General features: G+C 41.5%; 24 protein-coding genes and 2 pseudogenes. 6 read left to right on the top strand and 20 right to left on the bottom strand.

Annotation, left to right across the window (positions count from 1 at the left end):
* The 3 genes from B7692_RS09390 to B7692_RS09380 all read left to right on the top strand — a co-directional run bounded on the left by B7692_RS09390 (position 1) and on the right by B7692_RS09380 (position 2,785).
* Positions 1-843, top strand: coding sequence for a sugar ABC transporter permease (locus tag B7692_RS09390; protein ID WP_020902368.1), 843 nt, complete (start codon positions 1-3; stop codon positions 841-843).
* A 145-nt stretch (positions 844-988) separates the two neighbouring features.
* Positions 989-1,789, top strand: a complete 801-nt coding sequence (locus B7692_RS09385) for a DUF1189 domain-containing protein (protein WP_084930524.1) — start codon at positions 989-991, stop codon at positions 1,787-1,789.
* Between the two features lie 9 nt (positions 1,790-1,798).
* Complete coding sequence (locus tag B7692_RS09380) at positions 1,799-2,785, top strand: LacI family DNA-binding transcriptional regulator (RefSeq protein ID WP_084930523.1); 987 nt, start codon at positions 1,799-1,801, stop codon at positions 2,783-2,785.
* Between the two features lie 29 nt (positions 2,786-2,814).
* Here B7692_RS09380 and B7692_RS09375 read toward each other — a convergent pair whose 3' ends face one another.
* The 12 genes from B7692_RS09375 to rgg form a co-directional block, all read right to left on the bottom strand.
* The gene (locus tag B7692_RS09375) at positions 2,815-3,756 is read right to left on the bottom strand and encodes a YitT family protein (protein WP_084930522.1); all 942 of its coding nucleotides are present in this window, start codon (positions 3,754-3,756) and stop codon (positions 2,815-2,817) included.
* Complete coding sequence (gene aspS, locus B7692_RS09370) at positions 3,734-5,497, bottom strand: aspartate--tRNA ligase (protein WP_084930521.1); 1,764 nt, start codon at positions 5,495-5,497, stop codon at positions 3,734-3,736. Before aspS ends, B7692_RS09375 begins: the two co-directional genes overlap by 23 nt.
* 154 nt (positions 5,498-5,651) lie before the next feature.
* Positions 5,652-5,882 (bottom strand): hypothetical protein, encoded by a 231-nt coding sequence (locus tag B7692_RS09365; protein WP_000832185.1) that lies wholly within the window; start codon positions 5,880-5,882, stop codon positions 5,652-5,654.
* A 17-nt stretch (positions 5,883-5,899) separates the two neighbouring features.
* Positions 5,900-6,541, bottom strand: a complete 642-nt coding sequence (locus B7692_RS09360) for a CPBP family intramembrane glutamic endopeptidase (protein WP_020903389.1) — start codon at positions 6,539-6,541, stop codon at positions 5,900-5,902.
* A 9-nt stretch (positions 6,542-6,550) separates the two neighbouring features.
* Positions 6,551-7,249, bottom strand: coding sequence for an ABC transporter permease (locus B7692_RS09355; RefSeq protein ID WP_084930520.1), 699 nt, complete (start codon positions 7,247-7,249; stop codon positions 6,551-6,553).
* Positions 7,242-8,066 (bottom strand): ABC transporter ATP-binding protein, encoded by an 825-nt coding sequence (locus tag B7692_RS09350; RefSeq protein WP_084930519.1) that lies wholly within the window; start codon positions 8,064-8,066, stop codon positions 7,242-7,244. The genes B7692_RS09355 and B7692_RS09350 overlap by 8 nt, the downstream gene beginning before the upstream one ends.
* A 10-nt stretch (positions 8,067-8,076) precedes the next feature.
* Positions 8,077-8,820, bottom strand: a complete 744-nt coding sequence (locus B7692_RS09345; RefSeq protein ID WP_084930518.1) for a DUF3169 family protein — start codon at positions 8,818-8,820, stop codon at positions 8,077-8,079.
* Positions 8,817-9,014: a hypothetical protein gene (locus B7692_RS09340; RefSeq protein WP_084930517.1), complete on the bottom strand. Its 198-nt coding sequence runs from the start codon at positions 9,012-9,014 to the stop codon at positions 8,817-8,819. The genes B7692_RS09345 and B7692_RS09340 overlap by 4 nt, the downstream gene beginning before the upstream one ends.
* Entirely contained in the window at positions 9,014-9,217 is a 204-nt protein-coding gene (locus tag B7692_RS11040; RefSeq protein WP_061425778.1) for a helix-turn-helix transcriptional regulator, read from the bottom strand. The genes B7692_RS09340 and B7692_RS11040 overlap by 1 nt, the downstream gene beginning before the upstream one ends.
* A 143-nt stretch (positions 9,218-9,360) precedes the next feature.
* On the bottom strand, positions 9,361-10,641 hold the full coding sequence (hisS, locus tag B7692_RS09330; protein ID WP_084930515.1) for a histidine--tRNA ligase: 1,281 nt from the start codon (positions 10,639-10,641) through the stop codon (positions 9,361-9,363).
* Positions 10,642-10,824: 183 nt separating this feature from the next.
* Positions 10,825-12,072, bottom strand: coding sequence for an MFS transporter (locus B7692_RS09320; RefSeq protein ID WP_084930514.1), 1,248 nt, complete (start codon positions 12,070-12,072; stop codon positions 10,825-10,827).
* 197 nt (positions 12,073-12,269) lie between these two features.
* A complete protein-coding gene (gene rgg, locus B7692_RS09315) occupies positions 12,270-13,121 on the bottom strand; it encodes a quorum-sensing system transcriptional regulator Rgg (protein ID WP_084930513.1) in 852 nt (283 codons plus the stop codon).
* A 123-nt stretch (positions 13,122-13,244) separates the two neighbouring features.
* Between rgg and B7692_RS09305 the strand changes: the two genes are divergently transcribed.
* Positions 13,245-13,586 carry a metal-sulfur cluster assembly factor gene (locus B7692_RS09305; RefSeq protein ID WP_001206380.1) on the top strand — a complete coding sequence of 114 codons (342 nt, stop codon included), beginning with the start codon at positions 13,245-13,247 and terminating at the stop codon, positions 13,584-13,586.
* Between the two features lie 211 nt (positions 13,587-13,797).
* Here the strand turns inward: B7692_RS09305 and ilvD are convergent, their stop codons facing one another.
* Positions 13,798-15,501, bottom strand: coding sequence for a dihydroxy-acid dehydratase (gene ilvD / locus B7692_RS09295; protein ID WP_000137346.1), 1,704 nt, complete (start codon positions 15,499-15,501; stop codon positions 13,798-13,800).
* Between the two features lie 230 nt (positions 15,502-15,731).
* Here ilvD and rpmF point away from each other — a divergent pair, with 230 nt between their 5' ends.
* Positions 15,732-15,914, top strand: coding sequence for a 50S ribosomal protein L32 (gene rpmF, locus B7692_RS09290; protein ID WP_000290417.1), 183 nt, complete (start codon positions 15,732-15,734; stop codon positions 15,912-15,914).
* Between the two features lie 15 nt (positions 15,915-15,929).
* Complete coding sequence (gene rpmG / locus B7692_RS09285) at positions 15,930-16,079, top strand: 50S ribosomal protein L33 (RefSeq protein WP_001265622.1); 150 nt, start codon at positions 15,930-15,932, stop codon at positions 16,077-16,079.
* Positions 16,080-16,275: 196 nt separating this feature from the next.
* On the opposite strand, the gene B7692_RS09280 is transcribed toward rpmG, so the two are convergent.
* The 7 genes and pseudogenes from B7692_RS09280 to B7692_RS09255 all read right to left on the bottom strand — a co-directional run.
* Positions 16,276-17,523: a toxic anion resistance protein gene (locus B7692_RS09280; protein ID WP_084930512.1), complete on the bottom strand. Its 1,248-nt coding sequence runs from the start codon at positions 17,521-17,523 to the stop codon at positions 16,276-16,278.
* A 21-nt stretch (positions 17,524-17,544) separates the two neighbouring features.
* Positions 17,545-18,351 (bottom strand): coiled-coil domain-containing protein, encoded by an 807-nt coding sequence (locus B7692_RS09275; protein WP_084930511.1) that lies wholly within the window; start codon positions 18,349-18,351, stop codon positions 17,545-17,547.
* A 595-nt stretch (positions 18,352-18,946) separates the two neighbouring features.
* Entirely contained in the window at positions 18,947-19,558 is a 612-nt protein-coding gene (gene rpsD / locus B7692_RS09270; protein ID WP_000092756.1) for a 30S ribosomal protein S4, read from the bottom strand.
* A gap of 194 nt (positions 19,559-19,752) precedes the next feature.
* Positions 19,753-20,805 (bottom strand): sensor histidine kinase, encoded by a 1,053-nt coding sequence (locus tag B7692_RS09265; protein WP_084930510.1) that lies wholly within the window; start codon positions 20,803-20,805, stop codon positions 19,753-19,755.
* A complete protein-coding gene (locus tag B7692_RS09260) occupies positions 20,805-21,500 on the bottom strand; it encodes a response regulator transcription factor (RefSeq protein WP_084930509.1) in 696 nt (231 codons plus the stop codon). Before B7692_RS09260 ends, B7692_RS09265 begins: the two co-directional genes overlap by 1 nt.
* 123 nt (positions 21,501-21,623) lie before the next feature.
* Positions 21,624-21,746, bottom strand: a pseudogene (locus B7692_RS11600) (LPXTG cell wall anchor domain-containing protein); the annotation flags it as partial.
* Between the two features lie 311 nt (positions 21,747-22,057).
* A pseudogene (locus B7692_RS09255) lies at positions 22,058-22,961 on the bottom strand (SSURE domain-containing protein); the annotation flags it as partial.
* Positions 22,962-22,974: the final 13 nt, after the last annotated feature.

Below are 22,974 nucleotides of genomic sequence, written 5' to 3'. Positions count from 1 at the left end.
ATGAATAACTCAATTAAACTCAAACGTAGACTGACTCAAACCCTTACTTACCTCTACTTGATTGGCCTATCGATCGTGATTATCTATCCACTGTTGATTACCATCATGTCAGCCTTTAAAGCAGGTAACGTCGCGGCCTTTAAACTCGATACTAACATCGACTTCAATTTTGATAACTTTAAAGGACTCTTTACTGAAACCCTATACGGTACTTGGTATCTCAACACTTTGATTATCGCCTTAATTACTATGGCTGTTCAAACAAGTATTATCGTACTTGCTGGTTATGCTTACAGCCGTTACAATTTCTTGGCTCGTAAACAAAGTTTGGTCTTCTTCTTGATTATCCAAATGGTTCCAACAATGGCCGCTTTGACAGCCTTCTTCGTTATGGCACTTATGTTGAACGCCCTTAACCACAGCTGGTTCCTCATCTTCCTCTACGTTGGTGGTGGTATCCCAATGAATGCTTGGCTCATGAAGGGCTACTTCGATACAGTGCCAATGTCTCTAGACGAATCTGCAAAACTAGACGGTGCAGGACACTTCCGCCGCTTCTGGCAAATTGTTCTTCCACTGGTTCGCCCAATGGTTGCCGTACAAGCTCTCTGGGCCTTCATGGGACCTTTCGGGGACTACATCCTCTCTAGTTTCTTGCTTCGTGAGAAAGAATACTTTACTGTTGCCGTAGGTCTCCAAACCTTCGTTAGCAATGCGAAGAACTTGAAGATTGCCTACTTCTCAGCAGGCGCTATCCTCATCGCCCTTCCAATCTGTATTCTCTTCTTCTTCCTACAAAAGAACTTTGTTTCAGGACTTACAAGTGGTGGCGACAAGGGATAATATATCCCCGCCACCCTTTTTCATTTTAAAACTTGTTACTGTAAAAATATCCTTGTAGCAAGCAATTTGTCTCCTAGACTTGAAATAAAGTACATTTCTCTATATAATAATACTCATATAGAAAACACCTTTTAGAAAGATACAAATGCTTCCATATCCATTTTCATATTTTTCAAGTATTTGGGGATTTCGTAAGCCCCTGTCCAAACGTTTCGGACTCAACTGGTTTCAGCTTCTCTTTACCAGTATCTTCCTTATCAGCTTATCTATGGTACCTATTGCCATCCAAAACAGCTCACAGGAGACTTATCCGCTAGAAACCTTTATCGATAATGTCTATGAACCATTGACAGATAAGGTTGTCCAGGATCTCTCTGAACACGCTACAATTGTTGATGGTAAATTAACTTATACTGGAACAGCTAGTCAAGAGCCTTCTATTGTGATCGGTCCAAGTCAAAGCAAGGAATTACCTAAGGACTTGCAACTGCATTTCGATACGAATGAGCTCGTCATCAGCAAGGAAAGTAAAGAACTGACCCGTGTCTCTTACCGAGCGATTGAGACTGAAAGTTTCAAAAACAAAGACAGCTTGACCCAAGCCATTTCTAAAGACTGGTACCAGCAGAATCGTGTCTATATCAGTCTCTTCCTAGTTCTCGGTGCCAGCTTCCTCTTTGGTTTAAATTTCTTTATCGTCTCTCTAGGAGCGAGTCTTCTCCTTTATATCACTAAAAAATCACGCCTCTTTTCATTTAGGACCTTTAAAGAGTGCTACCATTTTATCTTGAACTGTTTAGGATTACCAACCCTGATTACGCTTATTTTGGGACTATTTGGCCAAAATATGACAACTCTCATTACTGTACAAAACATTCTTTTTGTTCTGTATCTGGTCACTATCTTTTATAAAACGCATTTCCGTGATCCAGATTACCATAAATAGGAGATTTTTATGCCCGTTACGATTAAAGACGTGGCCAAGGCTGCTGGTGTTTCGCCTTCAACCGTAACCCGTGTTATTCAAAATAAATCAACCATTAGCGACGAAACAAAAAAACGCGTTCGCAAAGCTATGAAGGAGCTTAATTACCACCCCAACCTCAACGCTCGTAGTTTGGTAAGCAGTTATACCCAAGTTATCGGCTTGGTCCTTCCTGACGACTCAGACGCCTTCTATCAAAATCCTTTCTTCCCATCTGTCCTCCGTGGTATCGCCCAAGTCGCATCTGAAAACCACTATGCCATTCAGATTGCAACAGGTAAAGATGAAAAAGAGCGCCTTAAAGCTATTTCTCAGATGGTCTATGGTAAGCGTGTAGATGGTTTGATTTTCCTCTATGCCCAAGAAGAGGACCCTTTGGTTAAGTTAGTAGCAGACGAGCAATTTCCTTTCCTTATCTTAGGTAAATCTCTATCTCCCTTCATTCCACTTGTCGATAATGACAATGTCCAAGCTGGTTTTGATGCGACAGAGTATTTCATCAAAAAAGGCTGCAAGCGAATTGCCTTTATCGGAGGTACTAAGCGACTCTTCGTAACACAAGACCGTCTGACAGGTTACGAGATGGCTCTAAAACAACACCAACTTCCTCTCGATACTAATCTGACTTGCTTTGCTACTGAATTTCTTGAAGATAATGGTTATCGCTTTAGTAGACTTCTCTTCAAACACGATTCAAATATTGACGCTATTATTACCATTGATAGTCTCCTTGCTGCAGGGGTCTGTGATTACATCGCAAAACACCAACTGGATGTCCCTGTCCTCAGCTTCGACTCAGTCAATCCCAAGCTCAACTTGGCGGCCTATGTTGATATCAATAGTTTGGAGCTTGGTCGTGTTTCCTTTGAAACTATCCTCCAGATAATCAATGATGCTAAAAGCAATAAACAAATTTGTTATCGCCAGTTGATTGGACATAAAATTGTTGAAAAATAAAAACCAGCTCGCGCTGGTTTTTTTGATCACTAATTATCTGTTTCAACGAACCGTCCCAAAATATGAACATTCTCCGAGACAGAGACAAAGGCGCTTGGATCCACCTGTTTCATAATCTGTTTAAATTCATTAAACTCTGCACGTGTAATGACAGTGATTAAAACTGCCTTTCTTTCGTGATTATAGGTTCCTTCTGCATCGTGGATCATGGTTGCACCGCGGTGCAATTTTTTATGGATTTTTTCAATTACCTTCTCTGGATGATTGGTCACAATCATGGCCTGCATCCGTTTTTGCTTGGTAAAGACAGCGTCTGTGACACGGCTAGAGACAAAGATGGTAATCATAGAGTAGAGAGCGTATTCCCAACCAAAGGTCAAGCCTGCTATCAGCATGATGGTCCCATTTACCAAGAAAGAAATACTACCGACATTCTTACCTGTTTTCTTGCGAATGGTCAGGCTGACGATATCCGTCCCACCACTGGAGATATTGTTGCGAAGAGCAAAACCAATCCCCAAGCCCATGACAACACCCCCAAAAAGGGCGTTGATAATGGGATCCTCTGTCAAGGTCACAACTGGTACAAGCTGGATAAAGAGGGAACTCATGGATACTGTGATGAAGGTAAAGATTGTAAACTTATGCCCAATCTGATACCAAGCCAAAATCATCAACGGAAAATTGATAGCATAAAAGGTTAGCGATATCGGAATGTAAAAACCAAACCAGTGATTACTCAAGGCAGAGATAATCTGTGCCAGACCTGTCGCACCACTGGAGTAAACGTGCCCTGGTTGAAAAAAGAAATTGACTGCTACTGCTGACAGAAAGCCATAAACCAGAGAAGCCGATACTTTCTCATCATATTTTTCCCGAGAGATACTTTGTAAAACTCGTAAGATTTTTATCTGATAAGCAAAGCGGCGCAAATAATAGCGCCACCGCTTAATTCGTTTTGCTTGTTTCATCTTCTTCTACTTGTAAGCTGAGTTCCTCTAGTTGTTTGAGAGCGACTGTTGATGGAGCTTGTGTCATTGGGTCGGTTGCCTTATTGTTCTTAGGAAAGGCAATGACTTCACGGATATTTTCTTCTCCTGCTAAGAGCATGACAAATCGGTCAAGACCGATAGCCAAACCACCGTGTGGTGGGAAACCATAGTCCATGGCTTCAAGAAGGAAACCAAACTGGTCATTGGCTTCTTCAGCTGAGAAACCAAGAGCCTTGAACATGCGTTCTTGAAGGTCTTTTTGGTTGATACGAAGGCTACCACCACCAAGCTCATAACCGTTCAAGACGATATCATAAGCAATGGCACGAACCTTAGCCAAATCACCTTCTAATTCGTGAGCTGTTTCTTCCTGTGGAAGAGTGAACGGATGGTGGGCGCTCATGTAGCGACCTTCTTCTTCAGACCATTCAAACATTGGCCAATCAACCACCCAAAGGAAGTTGAATTTATCGTTATCAATCAAGCCAAGCTCTTTGGCGATACGTCCACGAAGGGCGCCTAGTGTTGCATTGGCTACCTCAAGCGTATCCGCCACAAAGAGAACCAAGTCCTTATCTTCAAGACCAAGTGCTGCAGTCAATTCTGCTTGGATCCCAGTCAAGAACTTGGCAACTGGTCCGTTTAATTCTCCATCCACAACCTTGACCCAAGCAAGACCTTTAGCACCGTACTGTTTAGCTACTTCAGTCATCTTGTCAATGTCTTTACGTGAGTAGTTATCCGCAGCTCCTTTGACCACAATAGCTTTAACGGCAGGTGCTTCTGAAAAGACTTTGAAATCAACACCTCTAACCACTTCTGTCAAGTCCTGAAGCAACATATCAAAACGAGTATCTGGCTTATCAGAACCGTAAAGAGCCATAGCATCATCATACTTCATACGAGGAAATGGAAGAGTTACTTCGATGCCTTTGGTTTCTTTCATCACGCGCGCAATCAATCCTTCTGTGATATCTTGGATTTCTTGCTCAGTAAGGAAAGATGTTTCCAAGTCGACCTGAGTGAACTCAGGCTGGCGGTCACCACGCAAGTCCTCGTCACGGAAACATTTAACGATTTGGTAGTAGCGGTCAAAACCAGCATTCATCAAGAGTTGTTTCGTGATTTGTGGACTTTGAGGAAGAGCATAGAAATGCCCTTTATTAACACGAGATGGCACCAAGTAGTCACGCGCCCCTTCAGGCGTTGATTTAGAAAGGAATGGTGTCTCCACGTCGATAAACTCCAACTCATCCAAGTAGTTGCGGATAGAGTGGGTCACCTTAGCACGAAGTTTAAGATTTTCCAACATTTCTGGACGACGAAGGTCAAGGTAACGGTAACGTAAACGTGTATCGTCATTGGCCTCAATCCCATCCTTAATCTCAAATGGGGTTGTCTTAGCTGTATTAAGCACTGTCAGAGCTGTCACGTTTAACTCAACTGCACCAGTTGGCAACTTATCATTGGCTTGCTCACGCGCAGCGACCTGTCCAGTCACCTCGATAACAAATTCGCTACGAAGGCTTTCAGCTGTTGCCATAACCTCTGCAGATACTTTTTCAGGGTTGATAACCAACTGCATGATTCCTTCACGGTCACGAAGGTCGATAAAGATCAAACCACCAAGGTCACGACGACGGCCAACCCATCCTTTCAAGGTCATTTCTTGTCCGATGTGTTCCTCACGAACACGACCAGCATACATACTACGTTTCATTGTTTCTCTCCTCTTTTATTCTGTTACTATTTTACCATAAAAGCGCAGGCTCTTCATGAAAATCATCAGAAAAGTTTGCCAGTCTTTAAAAATCAAGTGAAGACTCTAAAAATCGACGCCCATACAAAAATCCGATGAAGTTCACCGGACTCTTTTATTTTGAATTGTTGCCTGCTTTACGCTTTTCAGCAATTTCGGCTGCCTTTCGAGGCAAGACAATTTCCGTTGTGTAGGCTGTCCCAAAGCGCAAGACACCTGCAATAGGGGCAAAGACAACTGCTAGATAGTTGTAGAAGAAATCGCCCTTGAAGGCATAAGCTAGCGCCCCAATGATGAAAAATAGAACAACTGCTTGAATCACTGCTAATAAAATTACTCGTTTCATGTGACCTCCTGACTCTATTATAGCATGAGAATCATCAAAAAGCTGACTAAATTATTCAAAGCGTGAAGAGAAATGCTGTAAAGAAGACCTTTTCGACTTACATAAGCCAGCCCCAAACTCAATCCTAGACTAGCATAAACCAAAAACTGTTGCAAAGTTCCTGGGAAATGAATCAAGGCAAATAGAACACTTGTTACCAGAAGGAAAAGCAGAGTTTGTTTACTATTGTCCTGCTTAGGAAAGAGATAGCGTGCCAACATCCCTCTAAAGATAAGCTCTTCCGTCAAAGGAGCAAAAATAACGACCGCAAAGAATGAGAAAAGGGGTTGAGACAAGGTCAAGTCTATCGCTGTTTGTTGATTTACTGAAGGATCATTTGGCAAGAAAAACTGGACAACCAGAGATAAGAACCAAACCAAGGCAGGGAGCCAAATAAATCGGTTAAAGCCACTCTTCTCAATATGAACAGGAGCTTTCTGGTACCATTTATAAATGACGTACACATATACTCCAGCCAAGGCCACATAAAGCAAGGTAGTAGCATAGGGCGAAGCGCCCAGTTTCAAAGCTTCTACAGCCCCACTTTGAACGGTCCCATAGATAACCAGAAAAGATAGAATGGCTAGAAGAAACCAGCCGAGGTTTTTAAGTAGTTTCATATAAATCTCCTATCTTGCTTTATAGCTATTTTTCAATACAAAGAGGTTCGCTATTCCTAACACAAGTACCCAGGCAAGTAACATACCAATATTAGAAAAAGATATTTCCCCACCTTTTTTATTTAAAAGATTTACAATAGGACCAACGAACGAGTAATCCAACACTTTCTGAATCGTATCATTTTGAAGAGCAATTATAGGTAAAACAGAGACAATTAACATAGGAAAGATACTATAGACTTGCGCTTTAGACTGAGTATCTGATACCGCACCGATTAGAAGGTTGAGAAAAATAATACTAATAGTTGCTAGGAGCAAATAGATAACGTAGGCAAATAAATAACCAGATACATCTACTTTAAGATAGATGGGAAGTACAGTCATAGCAACCAACATTATCAGAATAGGGAGAACAAGCATACTGAAAGTATATTCTGTTGCTGTCACACCACTTAGGATGAGTGATTTAAGATTTCGTTTTTCCTTATCTTCTGCCATCATAATCGATACCATATAACCACTTCCCATGCTCAAGACCATCGTCAAGCTAGAAGATAGTAAAAATAGGCTCAATTGTCCATTCTTATTTAAAAATTCATTATATAAAACAGCAATACCAAAAGGAATCAATAAAGTCGCTAACAAAGTTGAATTGCTAATAAGAACTTGCACTCTTAACCATAGTAGGGCATTTAATTTTCTAAACATCTAACTTTTCTCCTGTCAATCTGATAAAGATTTCTTCTAAAGTTGGCTCACAAGAGTGAACCACCATCAAATCTGTCGTGTCTAAATGTGGTAATTCATCAAATGGAACTATCTGTTCTCGTCCGTCGTTATAAACCACACGTACTTTCTTATCCACATGGTACTTCTGGATAATATCTTGCGGACTTCCATACTCTATTAAGTTTCCCTTATTCAAAAGAGATAAGCGATCACAAAGCAGAGTTGCTTCATTCATATCGTGCGTGGTCAGAAAGATAGTTGTCCCCGCCTGCTTTAATTCTTGAAGTAGGTTATGAATCATCTTGGATGTTGTAGGATCTAAGCCACTGGTTGGCTCATCTAGAAAGAGAATCTTAGGAGCATTCAGAAGGGCACGAGCCAAGAACATTCGTTGTTTCATTCCTGTAGATAATTTTTCTGCGATAATATCTTTAGCATCTGCCAAGCCAACCTGTTGGAGCACCTGATTTACTCTATCTGACTTGAGACCATATAACTTAGCATAGATGAGAAGATTTTTGTAAAGACTCATCTTTTCATAAAAACCACTGCCATCACTAACAATACCAATTTGTTCCAAATCATTTGAGGTTAAATCTTGAGAATTCTTGCCTAACAAAATTGTGTTACCTTGATCTGCAGCCAACTGTCCTGTTAAGACATTGATCATGGTTGTTTTACCTGAGCCAGAAGGACCAAGAAAACCAAAGATTTCACCCTCCTTAATCTCAAAAGAAATCTGATGAAGAGCTTTTTTGCTCCCAAAACTTTTGCTTACATTTTCAACACGAATCATAGAAACTCCTTTATTTAAAATAACGTTTCACCATAGGCAACTGCATCACACCGATATAAATATGGATCACTCCTACCAGCAAGAAAGCTAGTAACTGAATCTCTCCTGTCAAGACAGAAATGAAAAAAAGAAAAATATATAAGACTGGTAAGACATACTGATTTAATTGGAATAAAATCCGAAAACTCTGTTCCAAATTAGCCTGACGCTCCCCTTCATCATAAGAATTAATATAGTTCAAGATATCCTTTGGTGTAGAGAAAAGAGCCAAATCAAACTGACGAACAATCGCAATTGTTTTAGAAAGATATTTTTGACTCTGCAAGAACAGCACTAATGCCAAAAAGGAAAGGGAAAATGTTATACGACTTACATCGAGTACAATTACTTCACTACCTGAGATGACAAGAGCCAATAAAATCGCTACACTTGTAATATTAGAAGTAATGGTTCCAAACTCGAGATTCCGATACATTTGCACATAATAGGTTTCATTCAGATCATCATCTATTTCCTCTTGATACAAGGAGTGAAATTTTCTGCTTTTCTTTAAGAAATTGAACGTCAAAAGAATACCAACAAAACCTAATAGTAAACCAATAGCTGATATCCAGGGTAGCAAGACTTTTACATCTAACATAATTCCATGGGATTCGGCACCAGCCTTCGATATATCTACAAATATGTACAAGAAAGCTCCCGAGACAACAGACATCAAAAATAATAACAATCCACGTTTCTTTTTCATATTCATTCTCCTTTTTCACTCGCTAAATTGTTTGCTTTCTTTTCAATCCAGTCAACGACTGGGATAAGAGCAAAGTAGGCCCAAACAAATTGGTTACTTTGATATGGATTAAACCAGCCTAAGTCTATCCCAATCAATAGAAACACGCTGACTAATAGAACTGTGACCACTACATAATAAATCACTTTATACTTGTTCATCACTCGTCCTCCTCCAAGCGAAATACCGATTCGACTGTTTCGTTGAAAATTTGAGATATTTTCAGGGCAATGATAATGGACGGGGTGTACTCATCCCGTTCTAGTAGGCTAACGGTCTGTCTGGAAACCCCTGCCAGCTTGGCTAGGTCGGTTTGATTGAGACCATCGCGAGCCCGAAGCTCTTTTAGACGATTTTTAAGCATTCCTTTCTCCTTTTCTCTTAACTTGCTTACATTGTAACACATCTTTTTCTTTTTGACAAGTATATTTGTCAAAAAGTTTATGATTTTTGTCATTTTGCAAAAGAAAAAGGTCAGAATTAGGTTCCTGACCAGTTTATCTATCATTAAAATCCTAGTTTTTCAAAGATTTCTGAGAAGTTTTGACTGATTGCTTCAAGTGATACTTGCACTTCTTCTCGGGTTTGATTATTCTTAACTGTAACTTGTCCGCTTTCGACTTCACTCTCTCCTAGGGTGATAAGGGTCTTAGCCGCAAAGACATCGGCTGACTTGAATTGAGCTTTGAGTTTACGGTTGAGGTAATCACGCTCTGCTTTGAATCCTTGTTGGCGAAGAGCCTGTACTAATTCCAAGGCCTTGACATTTGCTCCTTCTCCCAAGACTGCGATATAGACATCTAGGGCGTTTTCGATAGGGAGGGCCACACCTTGCTTTTCAAGAATGAGAAGCAGGCGCTCTACACCAAGTCCAAAACCAAATCCAGCAGTTTCAGGGCCTCCAAAGTAAGAAACCAAACCATCGTAACGGCCACCCGCACAGACTGTCAGGTCATTGCCCTCAATCTCAGTGATAAACTCGAAAATAGTGTGATTGTAGTAGTCCAGACCACGCACCATATTGGTATCGATGATATAGTCTACTCCAAGATTTTCCAACATCTGACGCACAGCATCAAAATGAGCTTGACTTTCTTCATCAAGGAAGTCCAAGATAGAAGGTGCATTCTCTACTGCTACCTTGTCTTCTTTTTCCTTAGAGTCCAAGACACGGAGAGGATTTTCCTCCAAGCGACGTTGACTATCCTTAGACAAGGTCTCCTTGAGCGGTGTCAAATAGTCAATCAAGGCTTGACGGTAGGCCGCACGACTCCCAGGATTTCCAAGAGTGTTAAGATGTAATTTAACACCTTGGATGCCGATTTCTTTCAAGAAATGAGCTGCCATAGCGATGGTTTCCACATCGGTAGCTGGATTGCTAGAGCCAAAACACTCAACACCAATCTGGTGGAACTGGCGCAAACGCCCTGCCTGTGGACGCTCATAGCGGAACATAGGGCCCATGTAGTAGAACTTACTTGGCTTTTGCACTTCTGGGGCGAAGAGTTTATTTTCCACGTAGGAACGGACAACTGGCGCTGTTCCTTCTGGACGGAGAGTAATATGGCGATCACCCTTGTCATAAAAGTCATACATTTCCTTGGTTACGATATCCGTTGTATCTCCGACAGAACGGCTGATAACCTCGTAATGCTCAAAAATAGGCGTGCGCACTTCTGCATAGTTATAGCGCTTGAAAATCTCACGGGCAAAGCCCTCAACGTACTGCCATTTAGCAGACTCAGCAGGTAAAATATCCTGCGTTCCTTTTGGTTTTTGTAATTTCATAGGGAATCCTCTTTAAACTTAATAGTCTTATTTTACCATAAATAGAGGGATTAAGACAGTGAGAAAAAAATTAGGATTTATACTCAATGAAAATCAAAGAGCAAACTAGGAAACTAGCCGCAGGCTGTACTTGAGTACGGCAAGGCGACGTTGACATGGTTTGAATTTGATTTTCGAAGAGTATTAGATATCATTTTTGAGATTAAGGATTGTCAAAAGAATAGCTAGCAAGGAAAGACCAACAAATAGCATCCAAGTCAACTGTATATTCCATACGGCTACAAGTGAAAAACAAGCTGTTCCCACAGGTACGGATAAGGTAAACAATAAGCCTAAAAAATTACTGGTACGAGCTAAAACCTCTGGAGCTAGATTTTTCATGAGCATGGCACTAATCTTTGGTGTAACTTTACCACACACATACAGAGTTAAAAAGAGAAATAGCAAACCAAGCACGACTTGATTGAATACGTTAGCTAAACCAACTAGACTGAGTCCTACAGTCGCCCACATCATCAATCTAGGCAAGGACTGTTTCCCAACATAATCATTGCCCGTAAGGCTACTGATGATGATTGCTAACAAAGCACAGAATTGACTGATAAATAACGCCTCTGTGTAAGAAAAATCCAAAAGTGAATGGCTCAAAAAGAAGATATTATAAATTCCACCCAAGGCGCCACCCAAGGCATTGATAAGCAAAACAGCAAAGAGCATAAAACCAAAGTTTTTCTGTCCACCTTTAAGAAAAACAAGGCGTAAATTTCGGTAAATTGTCAGGAACTGCTCTTTGATAGAAAGCTTCTCATTTTTTAGGATTTCACCATCAGCAGATGAAATTGACAGGCTCAATTTGCTTCTTCCTAAAAAGAGAACAGAGGCTGATACGAGGAAGAAACAGGCATTGATTCCCGCAACGAGGGAAAAATTGTTGACCGATAAACCTAAGAGCCAGACTCCAAAAGCTTGACCACCAATAGCTGAAATATAGGTGATGAACTGGGAAAAAGAGTAAGCCTCCATCAAATCATCTTCAGCTACTTTTTCCTTAATGAGAGGCATGCGCAAACCACCAGCAAAATCACTGATGACATCACTAATGACATTGATTAAACACAGGCTAGAAAAGGCAAAGAGAGTAGCTTGCTGAACAACTAGAGCTGCTAGAAAAAATAAAACTGCCTGAAACAAACCGCTATAGACCATCCATTTGACCTTGTCCCTCGTGTAATCTGCCCGAATCCCTACAAAAACTGTAAAGAGAGTCGGAAGAAGCATGACAATATTCGCCATAGCAACCGCAAACGAAGCTTGTGGCAAGGTCGATGCATAGACGATAAATACCAGATTAAAAATCGAAGCACCAAAGGCATTGAAGAAGCGTGACAAAGTCAAGAGTCGATAAGCTTGATTTCTAAACAATAGTTTCATAGGTAATCCCCCTTCTTGTTCTAATCCCTATATGAAGTATGACTATAGTATAGCACTTAGAAATTGAAAGGGAAAACTTTTGAATATATGCAACACACAAAATAAGCAAAAAAACGATAGAACTTCTTTGATAACCTGAGAGAGGGCAAGAGTTCTATCGCTTAAAATTTCAAATTATTTTCTTAGTTTGCAGATATTCAACAATCGGTCGTTTTTCGATAGTATTCGGCGGATTTGTTACAGCCAAGCATCTCAAAAATATGGACAGCATCTTCCATCTTTTTCTGACCTTCCTTGACTCTGCCTTGCTTGCTATCAAGGAGACCTTCCGCCCACAAATAGACAATTCGGAAATAGGTCTCATTTTCCTTGTAGAAATGCTCTTTGATGACACGTTTAAAATAAGAGGCATTGGTAAATTCCTCACACTCAATGCTGGCTAAAAAACCATTCAAGAGTATAGTGTGAAAAAGGTTTCGATTACCAGACATTTCCATTAGAAAATCAGATTTACGTACCATTTCTCTAACATACCTAGTGAAAAGAGAAACAGATAGAAATGGTGAACTGACTGAAAATAAATTGAGTTCATAGATTCCCCAGATCTCGGTAGAAAACAAATAATCATGAAGGACTTTCCCCTCCTCTGCCGTTAACTCTACCCTTTCGTCCATGCTCTTCATATAAGACTTGATAATAATGGCATTTAGAATATGTTTCTGTTTATTTTGAGAATGGGCATGCTTTTGATACTCCCTGCGATACAAGTCCTCAAGCGGAGCTATATTCTTTGGATCCAAGACATCTATGATTTCTTTTCTCAACTCAGAATCTGTATCATACTGAAAACCTCTCGCCAGAAAGAGGATTTCCTCTACACTGGCAGATATATTTTCTAGGGCAAATAGAAACTTTTCCACCGAAAGCTCACTCTGGCCTGTTTCAAATCGGGACAACATAGACGGCGAAAATTGTCCCCCAGTTGCTTGTCTCAGCGAGATATTTCTTGACTCTCGTAATTGTCTAAAGACTTTTCCAATCTGCTCCATAGACTTCCCCTTGATTCCGTATTTTCTTCATTTTATCATATTTTTCAGAAAATTCATCAAAAACTTGCCAAATTGTCAGAATTATGAGAAAATAGAGGATATTTATCACGTGGAGGGACTGTAATGAGAGAGGATATCAAAATCAATGACCGTGCTTTGGCTTTACAAGACCAAATTATCGAAAAACTAGAGAAGGTTTTTGATACAGATGTGGAATTGGATGTTTACAATCTAGGGCTGATTTATGAAATCAATCTAGACGAAACAGGCCTCTGTAAGATTGTCATGACCTTCACCGATACTGCCTGCGATTGTGCCGAAAGCCTGCCTATCGAAATCGTGGCAGGTCTCAAACAAATCGAGGGTATCGAAGATGTCAAGGTTGAAGTTACCTGGTCGCCTGCTTGGAAAATTACACGAATCAGTCGCTACGGCCGTATTGCCCTTGGACTACCACCTCGTTAATACTCTTCAAAAATCTCTTCAAACCACGTCAGCGTCGGCTTGTCGTATAGATGTTACTGACTTCGTCAGTTCTATCCACAACCTCAAAACAGTGTTTTGAGCAATCTGCGCCTAGCTTTCTAGTTTGCTCTTTGATTTTTATTGAGTATAAGCAGGCAAATCACTTTTGAAGATGAAAAGAAGCAAGCCGAGATTGGCTTGCTTTTTAAGTTTATTTTTTACCTGACTTGTCCATATTCCAGAAGTCTGTCACGGCTCCGCGTGAAGCAGATGATACGATGTGAGCGTATTTACCGAGGACACCACGACTGTAAAGTGGTGGCAAGGTAGTTTCTGCCTTACGTTTTTCAAGTTCTTCTTCGGATACGGCCATGGAAATTTCTTTGGTATCTTGGTCAACCGTAACGATATCGCCTGTACGAAGGTAGGCAATTGGTCCACCATCCTGAGCTTCAGGAGCGATATGTCCAACAACCAGACCATAAGTACCACCAGAGAAACGGCCGTCTGTCAAGAGGGCAACCTTGTCTCCTTGACCTTTACCAACAATCATTGATGAAAGTGACAACATCTCAGGCATACCAGGACCACCCTTAGGCCCAACGAAACGAACAACGACTACATCGCCATCAACGATTTCATCTGTCAGAACGGCCTGAATAGCATCTTCTTCTGAGTCAAAGACCTTAGCTGGACCAACGTGACGACGCACTTTAACACCTGATACCTTAGCAACCGCTCCATCAGGGGCAAGGTTCCCATTCAAGATAATCAATGGACCGTCCGCACGTTTTGGATTTTCAAGTGGCATAATAACTTTTTGACCTGGTGTAAGGTCTGCAAAGTCAGCTAAGTTCTCAGCAACTGTCTTACCAGTACATGTGATGCGATCTCCGTGAAGGAAACCATTTGCCAAGAGATATCTCATAACCGCAGGCACACCACCGACTTCGTAGAGGTCTTGGAAGACATACTGACCAGATGGTTTCAAGTCGGCTAAGTGAGGCACACGCTCTTGGATCGTATTGAAGTCCTCAAGAGACAAGTCAACATTGGCAGCATGGGCAATGGCAAGCAAGTGAAGAGTGGCGTTTGTAGAACCACCGAGAGCCATGGTTACAGTGATAGCATCTTCAAAGGCTTCACGAGTCAAGATGTCTGATGGTTTGAGACCGAGCTCCAACATCTTAACAACAGCACGTCCTGCTGCTTCGATGTCTTCTTTCTTGTCTGCTGATTCAGCTGGGTGAGATGAAGAGCCTGGCAAACTCATACCGAGAACTTCGATAGCGGTCGCCATGGTATTAGCAGTATACATACCACCACAGCCACCAGGTCCAGGGCAGGCATTACATTCAAGACGTTTTACGTCCTCAGCTGTCATGTCACCGTGGTTCCATTTTCCGATACCCTCAAAAACAGAAACCAAGTCAATATCTTTACCATCAAGATTTCCCGGTGCAATAGTTCCACCATAAGCAAAAATAGCTGGAATATCCATATTGGCAATGGCAATCATGGAACCAGGCATATTCTTGTCACAGCCACCGATAGCGACAAAGGCATCGACGTTATGACCACCCATAGCTGCCTCGATTGAGTCCGCAATAATATCACGAGATGTCAAAGAGAAACGCATACCAGGCGTTCCCATGGCAATCCCGTCTGCTACAGTGATAGTCCCAAACTGCACAGGCCAAGCACCTGCAGATTTGACACCCTCTTTAGCCAATTTCCCAAAATCATGCAAGTGGATGTTACATGGTGTATTTTCCGCCCAAGTCGAAATAACCCCAACAATCGGTGTTTCAAAGTCCTTATCTGTCATACCAGTCGCACGAAGCATAGCACGGTTTGGCGATTTTACCATACTGTCATAAATGCTACTGCGGTGACGTTTATCTAATTCAGTCATTTGTTCCCTCCCATTTCAGTTTTTACTATTATAGCACATTTTAAAAGCAATGAACAGAAGAAAATTCTTGAATTTTCAGAAAATTTCGATTAATTTGGTTGATGACCTTCTAATTTTTTCATCTTTTTTTGTCAAGTAACTTTACTTTACAAAAAAAATGTGTTATCCTAGTATGGTTGATGAAAATCAGTAGATTGAATCGAATATAAATACCTAAAGGAGAAATCAAAATGGCAGTACCTGCACGTCGCACTTCAAAAGCGAAGAAAAACAAACGTCGTACACACTACAAAGTAACAGCTCCATCTGTAAACTTTGACGAAACTACTGGAGATTACTCACGTTCTCACCGTGTATCACTTAAAGGATACTACAAAGGACGTAAAATCGCTAAAGCTGCATCAGCTGAATAATAGAAGGGAGATACCATGCGCGTAAATATTACACTTGAACACAAAGAATCTGGTGAACGCTTGTACCTTACTTCTAAAAACAAACGTAACACTCCAGACCGTCTTCAATTGAAGAAATACTCACCAAAACTTCGCAAACACGTTGTGTTTACAGAAGTTAAGTAAGCATTCAATACAAATCAATACAGAAGAAAAACGCTTGATCAGCGTTTTTTCTTTTTGTTAATTTCAGTACATTACAATAAAAATCAATCTAATGACTACATTTTTGACTACATTTTTTGTGAAATAAATTAGAGGCTCTAATATATAGGAAGAATCCAAAATCCCCTGCAAATCTACATTACAAGGGACTTGTGTATTATTCTTGTACTTCTTTCTGAGCAGCCTTGCCTTGGTCTAGAAGGGCTTGGACAATTTTCTCATCGCGTAGTTTGACAGAATCGTTGATCATTTCTGCGGACTTGACGATGGTTGTTTCTAGTTGGGCACGTTTCTGACGTCCCAATTCAATAGCTGCGACGATACCTTGGTTTTGAGCGACCAGACTTTCAGCCAGTTTGGTAACTGATTCGACAGCGACTGTCGGGCTTTGGGCAATTCTTTCCATCTGCGGAATCGCTTCCTTGCTGGTCTCAGCTAGCATCTGAAGAGCAGCATTGTTGGCATTGACAATGGCATCTGCCACGACACCTGATTTCATTGATTGTTGCAAAATACCCAGTTGAGCAATAGAAAGCTTCATTGTTGGAATCGTATTGCGACGAAGCATGCCCAATTTTTGGCGCATATCAGATGACACCTTCACAAGATTGCGCATCTGAGGTGTTGTTGCCCAGGCAACATAGAGACGGCTGACATACTCAGTGTGCTGTTGTTCGAGGGTATTGACCACTTCAGCCATGCGGGCCAATTCTTGTGATTTGGTTTGGTATTCTACCGTACTTGTATCGAGTTGGTCAGCTTGAGCTTTCAGTTCTGTAGCGCGATTGCCAGCTTCGGTCTGGCTAGCTTCGATAAAGGAAATCACTCCCACTAGATTTTCAATAGATTTGGTATTGTCCTCAATCAACATCTCAGCAGAGACGATATTTCGAGCTAGCACATCTTCTTGCTTGACCACTGCGGCAGCCATGCCATCGAGTTTTTGCTCTACTGTTTTTGAATCAAAGTAAAATTCTTGTAGCGTATTTTTACTCTTGTTAAACAATCGTTGCAAAAAGTTTGGCTTTTCTTCTAACTCAGCAATCTCAGCGTTCTTGTATTTGACGACAAAGCCTTGCAACTCACGGTTGGTATTCTTGAGTAAGTCATCCACTTGGGGAATCTGCAGTTTCTTTTGCTCTGACAAGATACGATTAACTGTATTGTTCACACCTTCTACAGCAGATTGGCCAAAATCCAAAAGAGCGTTTTGATTTGTGACAAACTGGTCTACCAACTGGGGCACGTGCGCCTTGATTCCTTCTTGCTGCTCAGGGCTCAACTTTTCAAGAAAGGTCAAGGTCTTGTCTGAGCCAGTATTGGTCTCGATGATTTGGGTTGTTTTATCCACCTTAGCTACCGTATTATTAGCAATCTGGTCAATATCAAAATTAAATTCTGTCATGGTTACTCCTTTGTTTCTAACCTATTCTTTACGATTTTTTTCTAGGATACGCAGACTGATATCAAAATCACGCATATCTGTTTCATTGAGTTCTCTCAAGACTTGGTCTAGCTCAAGGTCAAATTGTTCGATGGCTGCTTTAGCTTGTTGCAAGCGTTCTTCTGCTCGATTATAGTTCTTCGGATTGGCCTTAATCTTTAAATAGCCTTCTAAAATCGTTTGGAATTTCTCCATCTTCAAACTATGAATAGCAGTCAATTCTTCCTTATCCCCCTCGGCAGAGGTGGCAATCTTGTCTAAAATGGCCTGATGGTCAATGGCAATATTAGCCAAGGTTTGGGACAATTCTGGAGCTAATTCCTCTGGCTCCGCATTCTCAAGATCTACCTGACTTTCCCTATCCAAACGTTCTAGCTGAACATCGATAGTTGCCCGCACTGTACGAACCTTTTTGTCAATACGGTTGTAGATATCAGCATCGATATAGGACTTGAGACGATCCGCCTCCTGATGAATTTCCCGCAGTTCGATCAATACTTGATTGGCCAGACTCTTATAGGAATCTGAGCCTTTCTCTACCAAGACTCCCTCTAACTGCTGAATATCTTTATCCGCCTGGCGAATTCTAGCTTTTAAAAGCTCAATCCGATCGTCGAGCGAAGCATCCTGTAAAAGAGGATAGCGCCAACGTTTATAGAGACGATAACCACCATAACCTAGCAGGACACAAGCCGCAAGCGGAAGAGCATATTGGACCAAAAGGCCCAGTAAGAACAAGAAGCCCCAAAAATAGAGACAGCCTTTCCAAAAACCATTACCTGATTTCATAAACATTCCTTATTTTCAATTTATAAGTCTATTTTAGCACAAAAGACAAAAATGAGGGCGGAAATCCCCTAGAAAAGAGTTGATTTCTTTGCTGTAGAATGGAACTTGGTAGCGCGTGGGATAATTTCAGGAAAGCGGACTCAAACCACAAACACACTCTGAGGAATATCAAAACAAAAGCTTGAAACATCGGAGGGGTTGTGTTAGAATGAAAGCATAAAGGGAAAATAATGCTTCTAGCATATATAACTAAAAAGCCCCACCGTGCCACCGATGGGGTTTTTTGCTACCCTCTAAAAGGGTTAAATGCTACTTGCTACGTCTCTTTATCCATAGCTTGAAAATCTCAGATAGTACGTTAACAAGTAACGGAGCTTGAAAAAGGGAAAGTAACTCTAGCATACATAACACCTCCCTTCATTAAACTGAGGAGGCTAAAATATTATATCATCAATATCGCGTCATTCTTGGAATAGATAGACCTAGATACACCAATAACCTTACTAGCAAATCTCTAAGCAAACCCAGAAATCAACATTTTAAGACAAAGCAAAAAGCCCACTGTTGTAGGCTTTCTGTAAGATATTTCTTAAAATTAAAGCATTTTGTTGTAGAATTCAACGACAAGTGCTTCGTTGATTTCTGGGTTGATTTCGTCGCGTTCTGGCAAGCGAGTCAATGAACCTTCCAATTTTTCAGCGTCGAATGATACGAATGCTGGACGTCCAAGAGTAGCTTCTACTGCTTCAAGGATAGCTGGAACTTTCAATGATTTTTCACGAACTGAGATCACTTGACCTGGAGTTACGCGGTATGATGGGATATCAACGCGTTTTCCGTCAACAAGGATGTGACCGTGGTTTACGAATTGACGAGCTTGACGACGAGTAGTCGCAAGACCAAGACGGTAAACAACGTTATCCAAACGACGTTCCAAAAGAAGCATGAAGTTGAAACCTAGGATTCCGCCTTTGATTTTTGTAGCTTGTACGAACAAGTTACGGAATTGTTTTTCACCTACACCGTAAGTGAAACGAAGTTTTTGTTTTTCAGCCAATTGCAAACCGTATTCTGACAATTTAGAACGGTTGTTTGGTCCGTGTTGTCCTGGTACGTAGTTACGACGTGCCAATTCTTTACCTGTACCTGTAAGTGAAAGGCCAAGGCGACGAGCTTGTTTCCAAGATGGTCCTGTATAACGTGACATGTGAATGTCCTCCTGATATAAATAATATTTCGGTGGAAATAGTCACTTAGAAAGCCCTGATTCGTGCAGATGCCCTTCGCCTAAACAGCCAAGGTTACTTATCATAAGACACCTGTTGACGAGCTTCATGCTTTCCTGCTGATATTTCACACAAAATCCATTTTACCATGAATGGCTAGATTTGTAAAGGGGTTTTAAGCTTTATTTTCATTGCCAGAGAGGTTAAGAAGGAGGGTAAAGGTGCTTCCGTGGCCGTACTGGCTGGTAACTATGATTTCTCCCCCTAATTGATGGGCCAATTCACGCGCAATCGCAAGCCCTAAGCCATGACCACCTGTTTTCATGTTACGAGAAGTTTCTACACGATAAAGGCGTTTGAAAATATTCTCCAAATCCTCTGGGGCAATCCCCTGTCCCTCATCGGTCACACTGATTGAAAGTTGGTTATTTTCCAGCTTAGCCACCACCTCCAGCTTGGTTCCTGGAGCTGAGTATTTAAAAGCGTTATTGACCAGATTCACCAAGATACGAGAAAGTTTGGCATAATCTCCCTCAATCCGGGCAGACTCTGGAATTACCTGCAAATGGACATCTCGTTCCTCCTGCTCAATCAAGAACTGAAATTCACTCATGCACTCAATCAAGAGCTGGTCCAGAAAAATGCTGGCCTTGCTGGTCGTTTCCACCTGATTTCTAGCTGTGTTTAGGGTCAAAAAATTTAATTCCTCAACCAGTTTGTTGAGTCTTTCCGTCTGGCGCCCAATGGTTGCTAGATAATGGTCCTGTTCTCCTTCCTTGATAACCCCATCCAAAATCCCTTCTACCGTCGCTTGGATCGAAGTGATGGGGGTCTTGATATCATGCGAAAGTTGGGCAATCATCAAGCCCTTTTCTCGTTCGCTTTCTTCCAAAGAATCAAAGGTGGCCTGCAAATCATGGGACATTTCATTGAAAGCTTGGCCTAATTGCTGAAATTCTACAGGGCCTTGAACCTCCAGACTTGATGGAAAGTCCTTGTCCGCTACCCGCTTGGCATGTTCCTTGAGTTTGCCCAATGAAGTAAAGACCGGCGATAGGAGAAAGAGACTAATCCCAGCACCGATAAAACTAGCCACGAGAGTCATACCCACTAGGAAATAAATTTCTCTTTCTTCAATTAACATTCGCTGGATGGCCCAAAAAACCACGATAATCGTTAGGAGTGTTGAAATGATATACCCCACTAAAATGTAACTTTTTAATTTCATTAACTACCTCGTGCTTTCTCAATTTTGTAGCCCAAGCCCCAGACGGTTTTGATGGTCGGTGTTTCTGCACTAGCATGTTTAGCCAACTCCTGTCGCAGAGCATGAATATGAACATTCAAGGTATTAGTGTCATCCACATAGTCTTCTTGCCAGACCTTTTCATAGAGGTCTGTCTTAGAAAAAACTCGCTCTGGATTACTGGCTAAAAGCCATAGAAGTTCGAAGGATTTGACGGTCAAATCAAGCGCCACATCTCCGACTTGGACCTCATGACTACCGTGATTCATCCGTAAATCCCCGAGACTGACGACCTCTGTCTCACCTCCACGATGAAGGCGCCGTAAGATATTGTGGACACGCAAAACCAGCTCACGTGGACTAAAGGGCTTGGCAATAAAGTCATCTGCCCCTAAGCTTAGGCCGTAAATTTTATCCTGCTCACTGGTTTTAGCCGTGATAAAGAGAAAAGGCTGATCCGGAGATTGATACTGAACCTCGCTGATTAAATCATAACCATCCATGCGAGGCATCATGATATCTGTAATAATCAAATCAATCGGTTTTCGCTTGAAGATTTCCAAGGCATCTACTCCATCATGGGCCACCAAAACCTGATATCCTGCCTGAACCAGATAACGTTGATGAATATCTGTGATTTCTACCTCATCGTCAACGAGTAAAATTGTCTTTCCCATCTGTCTCTCCTTTGAAAAAAACAGTGCTATACCACAATAGTATAACACTATTTTAATCTCTTTACGAACATTCTAAACGATATCTAGATTTTTCATATCCTAGATAGAAAGTCTGTAGCTAGACTAGTCATTTTCTTCTTTTTTAGCTTTCAAACCGAGTCCACCTAGCAGGCCAGCCAATGCTAATCCAAAGAATCCAATAGTAGCCATTGATGTTTGGGCTTCACCAGTATATGGAAGCATGTCTTTTTGGTCTTTCATTTGATCAGCCGTCATTGGAGTTGACACCTTGTTATTAGATGCCATCTTGCCTTCATCAGGCATTTTACTTGAAGTTACCATAGGCTGACTAGCATTCATGGTTTTGTCCTGCTCTTTGTTAGGCATCATCTTATCCTGACTAGCAGCTGGCATTTTAGATTTCACCTCATCTTGATTGGCACTAGGCATTTGAGCTTTCATATTCGATGCATCTTGATGACTATTCATCATTGGAGCTGGCATAGCTGAACCATTAGAAGATGGGACGAAACCTGACTGCATCGGAATCAGAGACTGATGTCCATTCAAGTTCACTGTCAAATCCTTAGTCGCTACGAGATTTGTCAAATCGGCCTTGCCATCTTTAGCACCGTAAACCTTGATAGTTGCCTTGTAACTTTGAGTGCCGTTTTGTTTCAAGAGGTCTAGAAGCTCTTTATCAGATTTACCTTGGGTGCCTGCCAAGTCTACTTCATAGAAGTAAAGTCCTTTTCCCAATTTTTCTACTGGTGGAAGAGCTGGATTTTTAGCTGAACCGTTGTCTGACCATGGAGCCTTGTCTGAGGCTTTCAAGATAAGACGAGTCAACATACCGTCACCGGCGAAGAATTCGTATGGAATAACTTGGTTGACACCAGCTGTAAATGGGCCTGGGAAGTTCGCTTTGTCCAAGTAAGTAGCTGGAACATCTACTGTGTCTTTGGTGTTGTCGGCCACACCTTTTTGGACTTCGGCTGGAGTGGTTGCTGGTTGCGCTTCATTTGCTTCACGGTCTTGTCCAGAAACTGTAGGCGCAGGATTTGTCGCAGGTTTAAGCGCATCTTCTGTTTCTTTCTTAGATTCTGGTTTTGCTTGCACTTCTTCTTTTGGCGCTACCACTTGGTCTTTATCAGCTACATTCACTTTTTCTGGCGAGCTTGTAGCATCCAAGCTTGCTTTAGGTGTTGAGTCTACCTCTTCTGAAGGAAGAGCGGTATCGACTGCTTCTTTGAGAAGTTCTGCTGGTAAGTCACTCTTTTCACTCACCGAAGCCGCGTCTGGCACAACTTGAGCAGGGGTTGGATTGACCACATCGGCACGTACAGAACTTGGCTGACCAACTAGGACAAAAAAGCCACTGGCTACAACAACTGAGGCAACACCGACACTAAGACGGCGAATAGACCAACGAGTATATCTTTGATTTGGATTGAATTTCATAGGATTCTCCTTA

Source organism: Streptococcus mitis (assembly GCF_002096925.1).
GTDB lineage: Bacteria > Bacillota > Bacilli > Lactobacillales > Streptococcaceae > Streptococcus > Streptococcus mitis_AF.
Note: the sequence above shows the minus strand (reverse complement) of the source record. Positions and strands in the feature narration are given on the sequence as shown.

Coding starts and splice junctions, on each gene's coding strand:
- B7692_RS09390 (WP_020902368.1), top strand. CDS start 1: ATGAATAACTCAATTAAACTCAAACGTAGACTGACTCAAACCCTTACT.
- B7692_RS09385 (WP_084930524.1), top strand. CDS start 989: ATGCTTCCATATCCATTTTCATATTTTTCAAGTATTTGGGGATTTCGT.
- B7692_RS09380 (WP_084930523.1), top strand. CDS start 1,799: ATGCCCGTTACGATTAAAGACGTGGCCAAGGCTGCTGGTGTTTCGCCT.
- B7692_RS09375 (WP_084930522.1), bottom strand. CDS start 3,756: ATGAAACAAGCAAAACGAATTAAGCGGTGGCGCTATTATTTGCGCCGC.
- aspS (WP_084930521.1), bottom strand. CDS start 5,497: ATGAAACGTAGTATGTATGCTGGTCGTGTTCGTGAGGAACACATCGGA.
- B7692_RS09365 (WP_000832185.1), bottom strand. CDS start 5,882: ATGAAACGAGTAATTTTATTAGCAGTGATTCAAGCAGTTGTTCTATTT.
- B7692_RS09360 (WP_020903389.1), bottom strand. CDS start 6,541: ATGAAACTACTTAAAAACCTCGGCTGGTTTCTTCTAGCCATTCTATCT.
- B7692_RS09355 (WP_084930520.1), bottom strand. CDS start 7,249: ATGTTTAGAAAATTAAATGCCCTACTATGGTTAAGAGTGCAAGTTCTT.
- B7692_RS09350 (WP_084930519.1), bottom strand. CDS start 8,066: ATGATTCGTGTTGAAAATGTAAGCAAAAGTTTTGGGAGCAAAAAAGCT.
- B7692_RS09345 (WP_084930518.1), bottom strand. CDS start 8,820: ATGAATATGAAAAAGAAACGTGGATTGTTATTATTTTTGATGTCTGTT.
- B7692_RS09340 (WP_084930517.1), bottom strand. CDS start 9,014: ATGAACAAGTATAAAGTGATTTATTATGTAGTGGTCACAGTTCTATTA.
- B7692_RS11040 (WP_061425778.1), bottom strand. CDS start 9,217: ATGCTTAAAAATCGTCTAAAAGAGCTTCGGGCTCGCGATGGTCTCAAT.
- hisS (WP_084930515.1), bottom strand. CDS start 10,641: ATGAAATTACAAAAACCAAAAGGAACGCAGGATATTTTACCTGCTGAG.
- B7692_RS09320 (WP_084930514.1), bottom strand. CDS start 12,072: ATGAAACTATTGTTTAGAAATCAAGCTTATCGACTCTTGACTTTGTCA.
- rgg (WP_084930513.1), bottom strand. CDS start 13,121: ATGGAGCAGATTGGAAAAGTCTTTAGACAATTACGAGAGTCAAGAAAT.
- B7692_RS09305 (WP_001206380.1), top strand. CDS start 13,245: ATGAGAGAGGATATCAAAATCAATGACCGTGCTTTGGCTTTACAAGAC.
- ilvD (WP_000137346.1), bottom strand. CDS start 15,501: ATGACTGAATTAGATAAACGTCACCGCAGTAGCATTTATGACAGTATG.
- rpmF (WP_000290417.1), top strand. CDS start 15,732: ATGGCAGTACCTGCACGTCGCACTTCAAAAGCGAAGAAAAACAAACGT.
- rpmG (WP_001265622.1), top strand. CDS start 15,930: ATGCGCGTAAATATTACACTTGAACACAAAGAATCTGGTGAACGCTTG.
- B7692_RS09280 (WP_084930512.1), bottom strand. CDS start 17,523: ATGACAGAATTTAATTTTGATATTGACCAGATTGCTAATAATACGGTA.
- B7692_RS09275 (WP_084930511.1), bottom strand. CDS start 18,351: ATGAAATCAGGTAATGGTTTTTGGAAAGGCTGTCTCTATTTTTGGGGC.
- rpsD (WP_000092756.1), bottom strand. CDS start 19,558: ATGTCACGTTATACAGGACCATCTTGGAAACAAGCTCGTCGCCTTGGC.
- B7692_RS09265 (WP_084930510.1), bottom strand. CDS start 20,805: ATGAAATTAAAAAGTTACATTTTAGTGGGGTATATCATTTCAACACTC.
- B7692_RS09260 (WP_084930509.1), bottom strand. CDS start 21,500: ATGGGAAAGACAATTTTACTCGTTGACGATGAGGTAGAAATCACAGAT.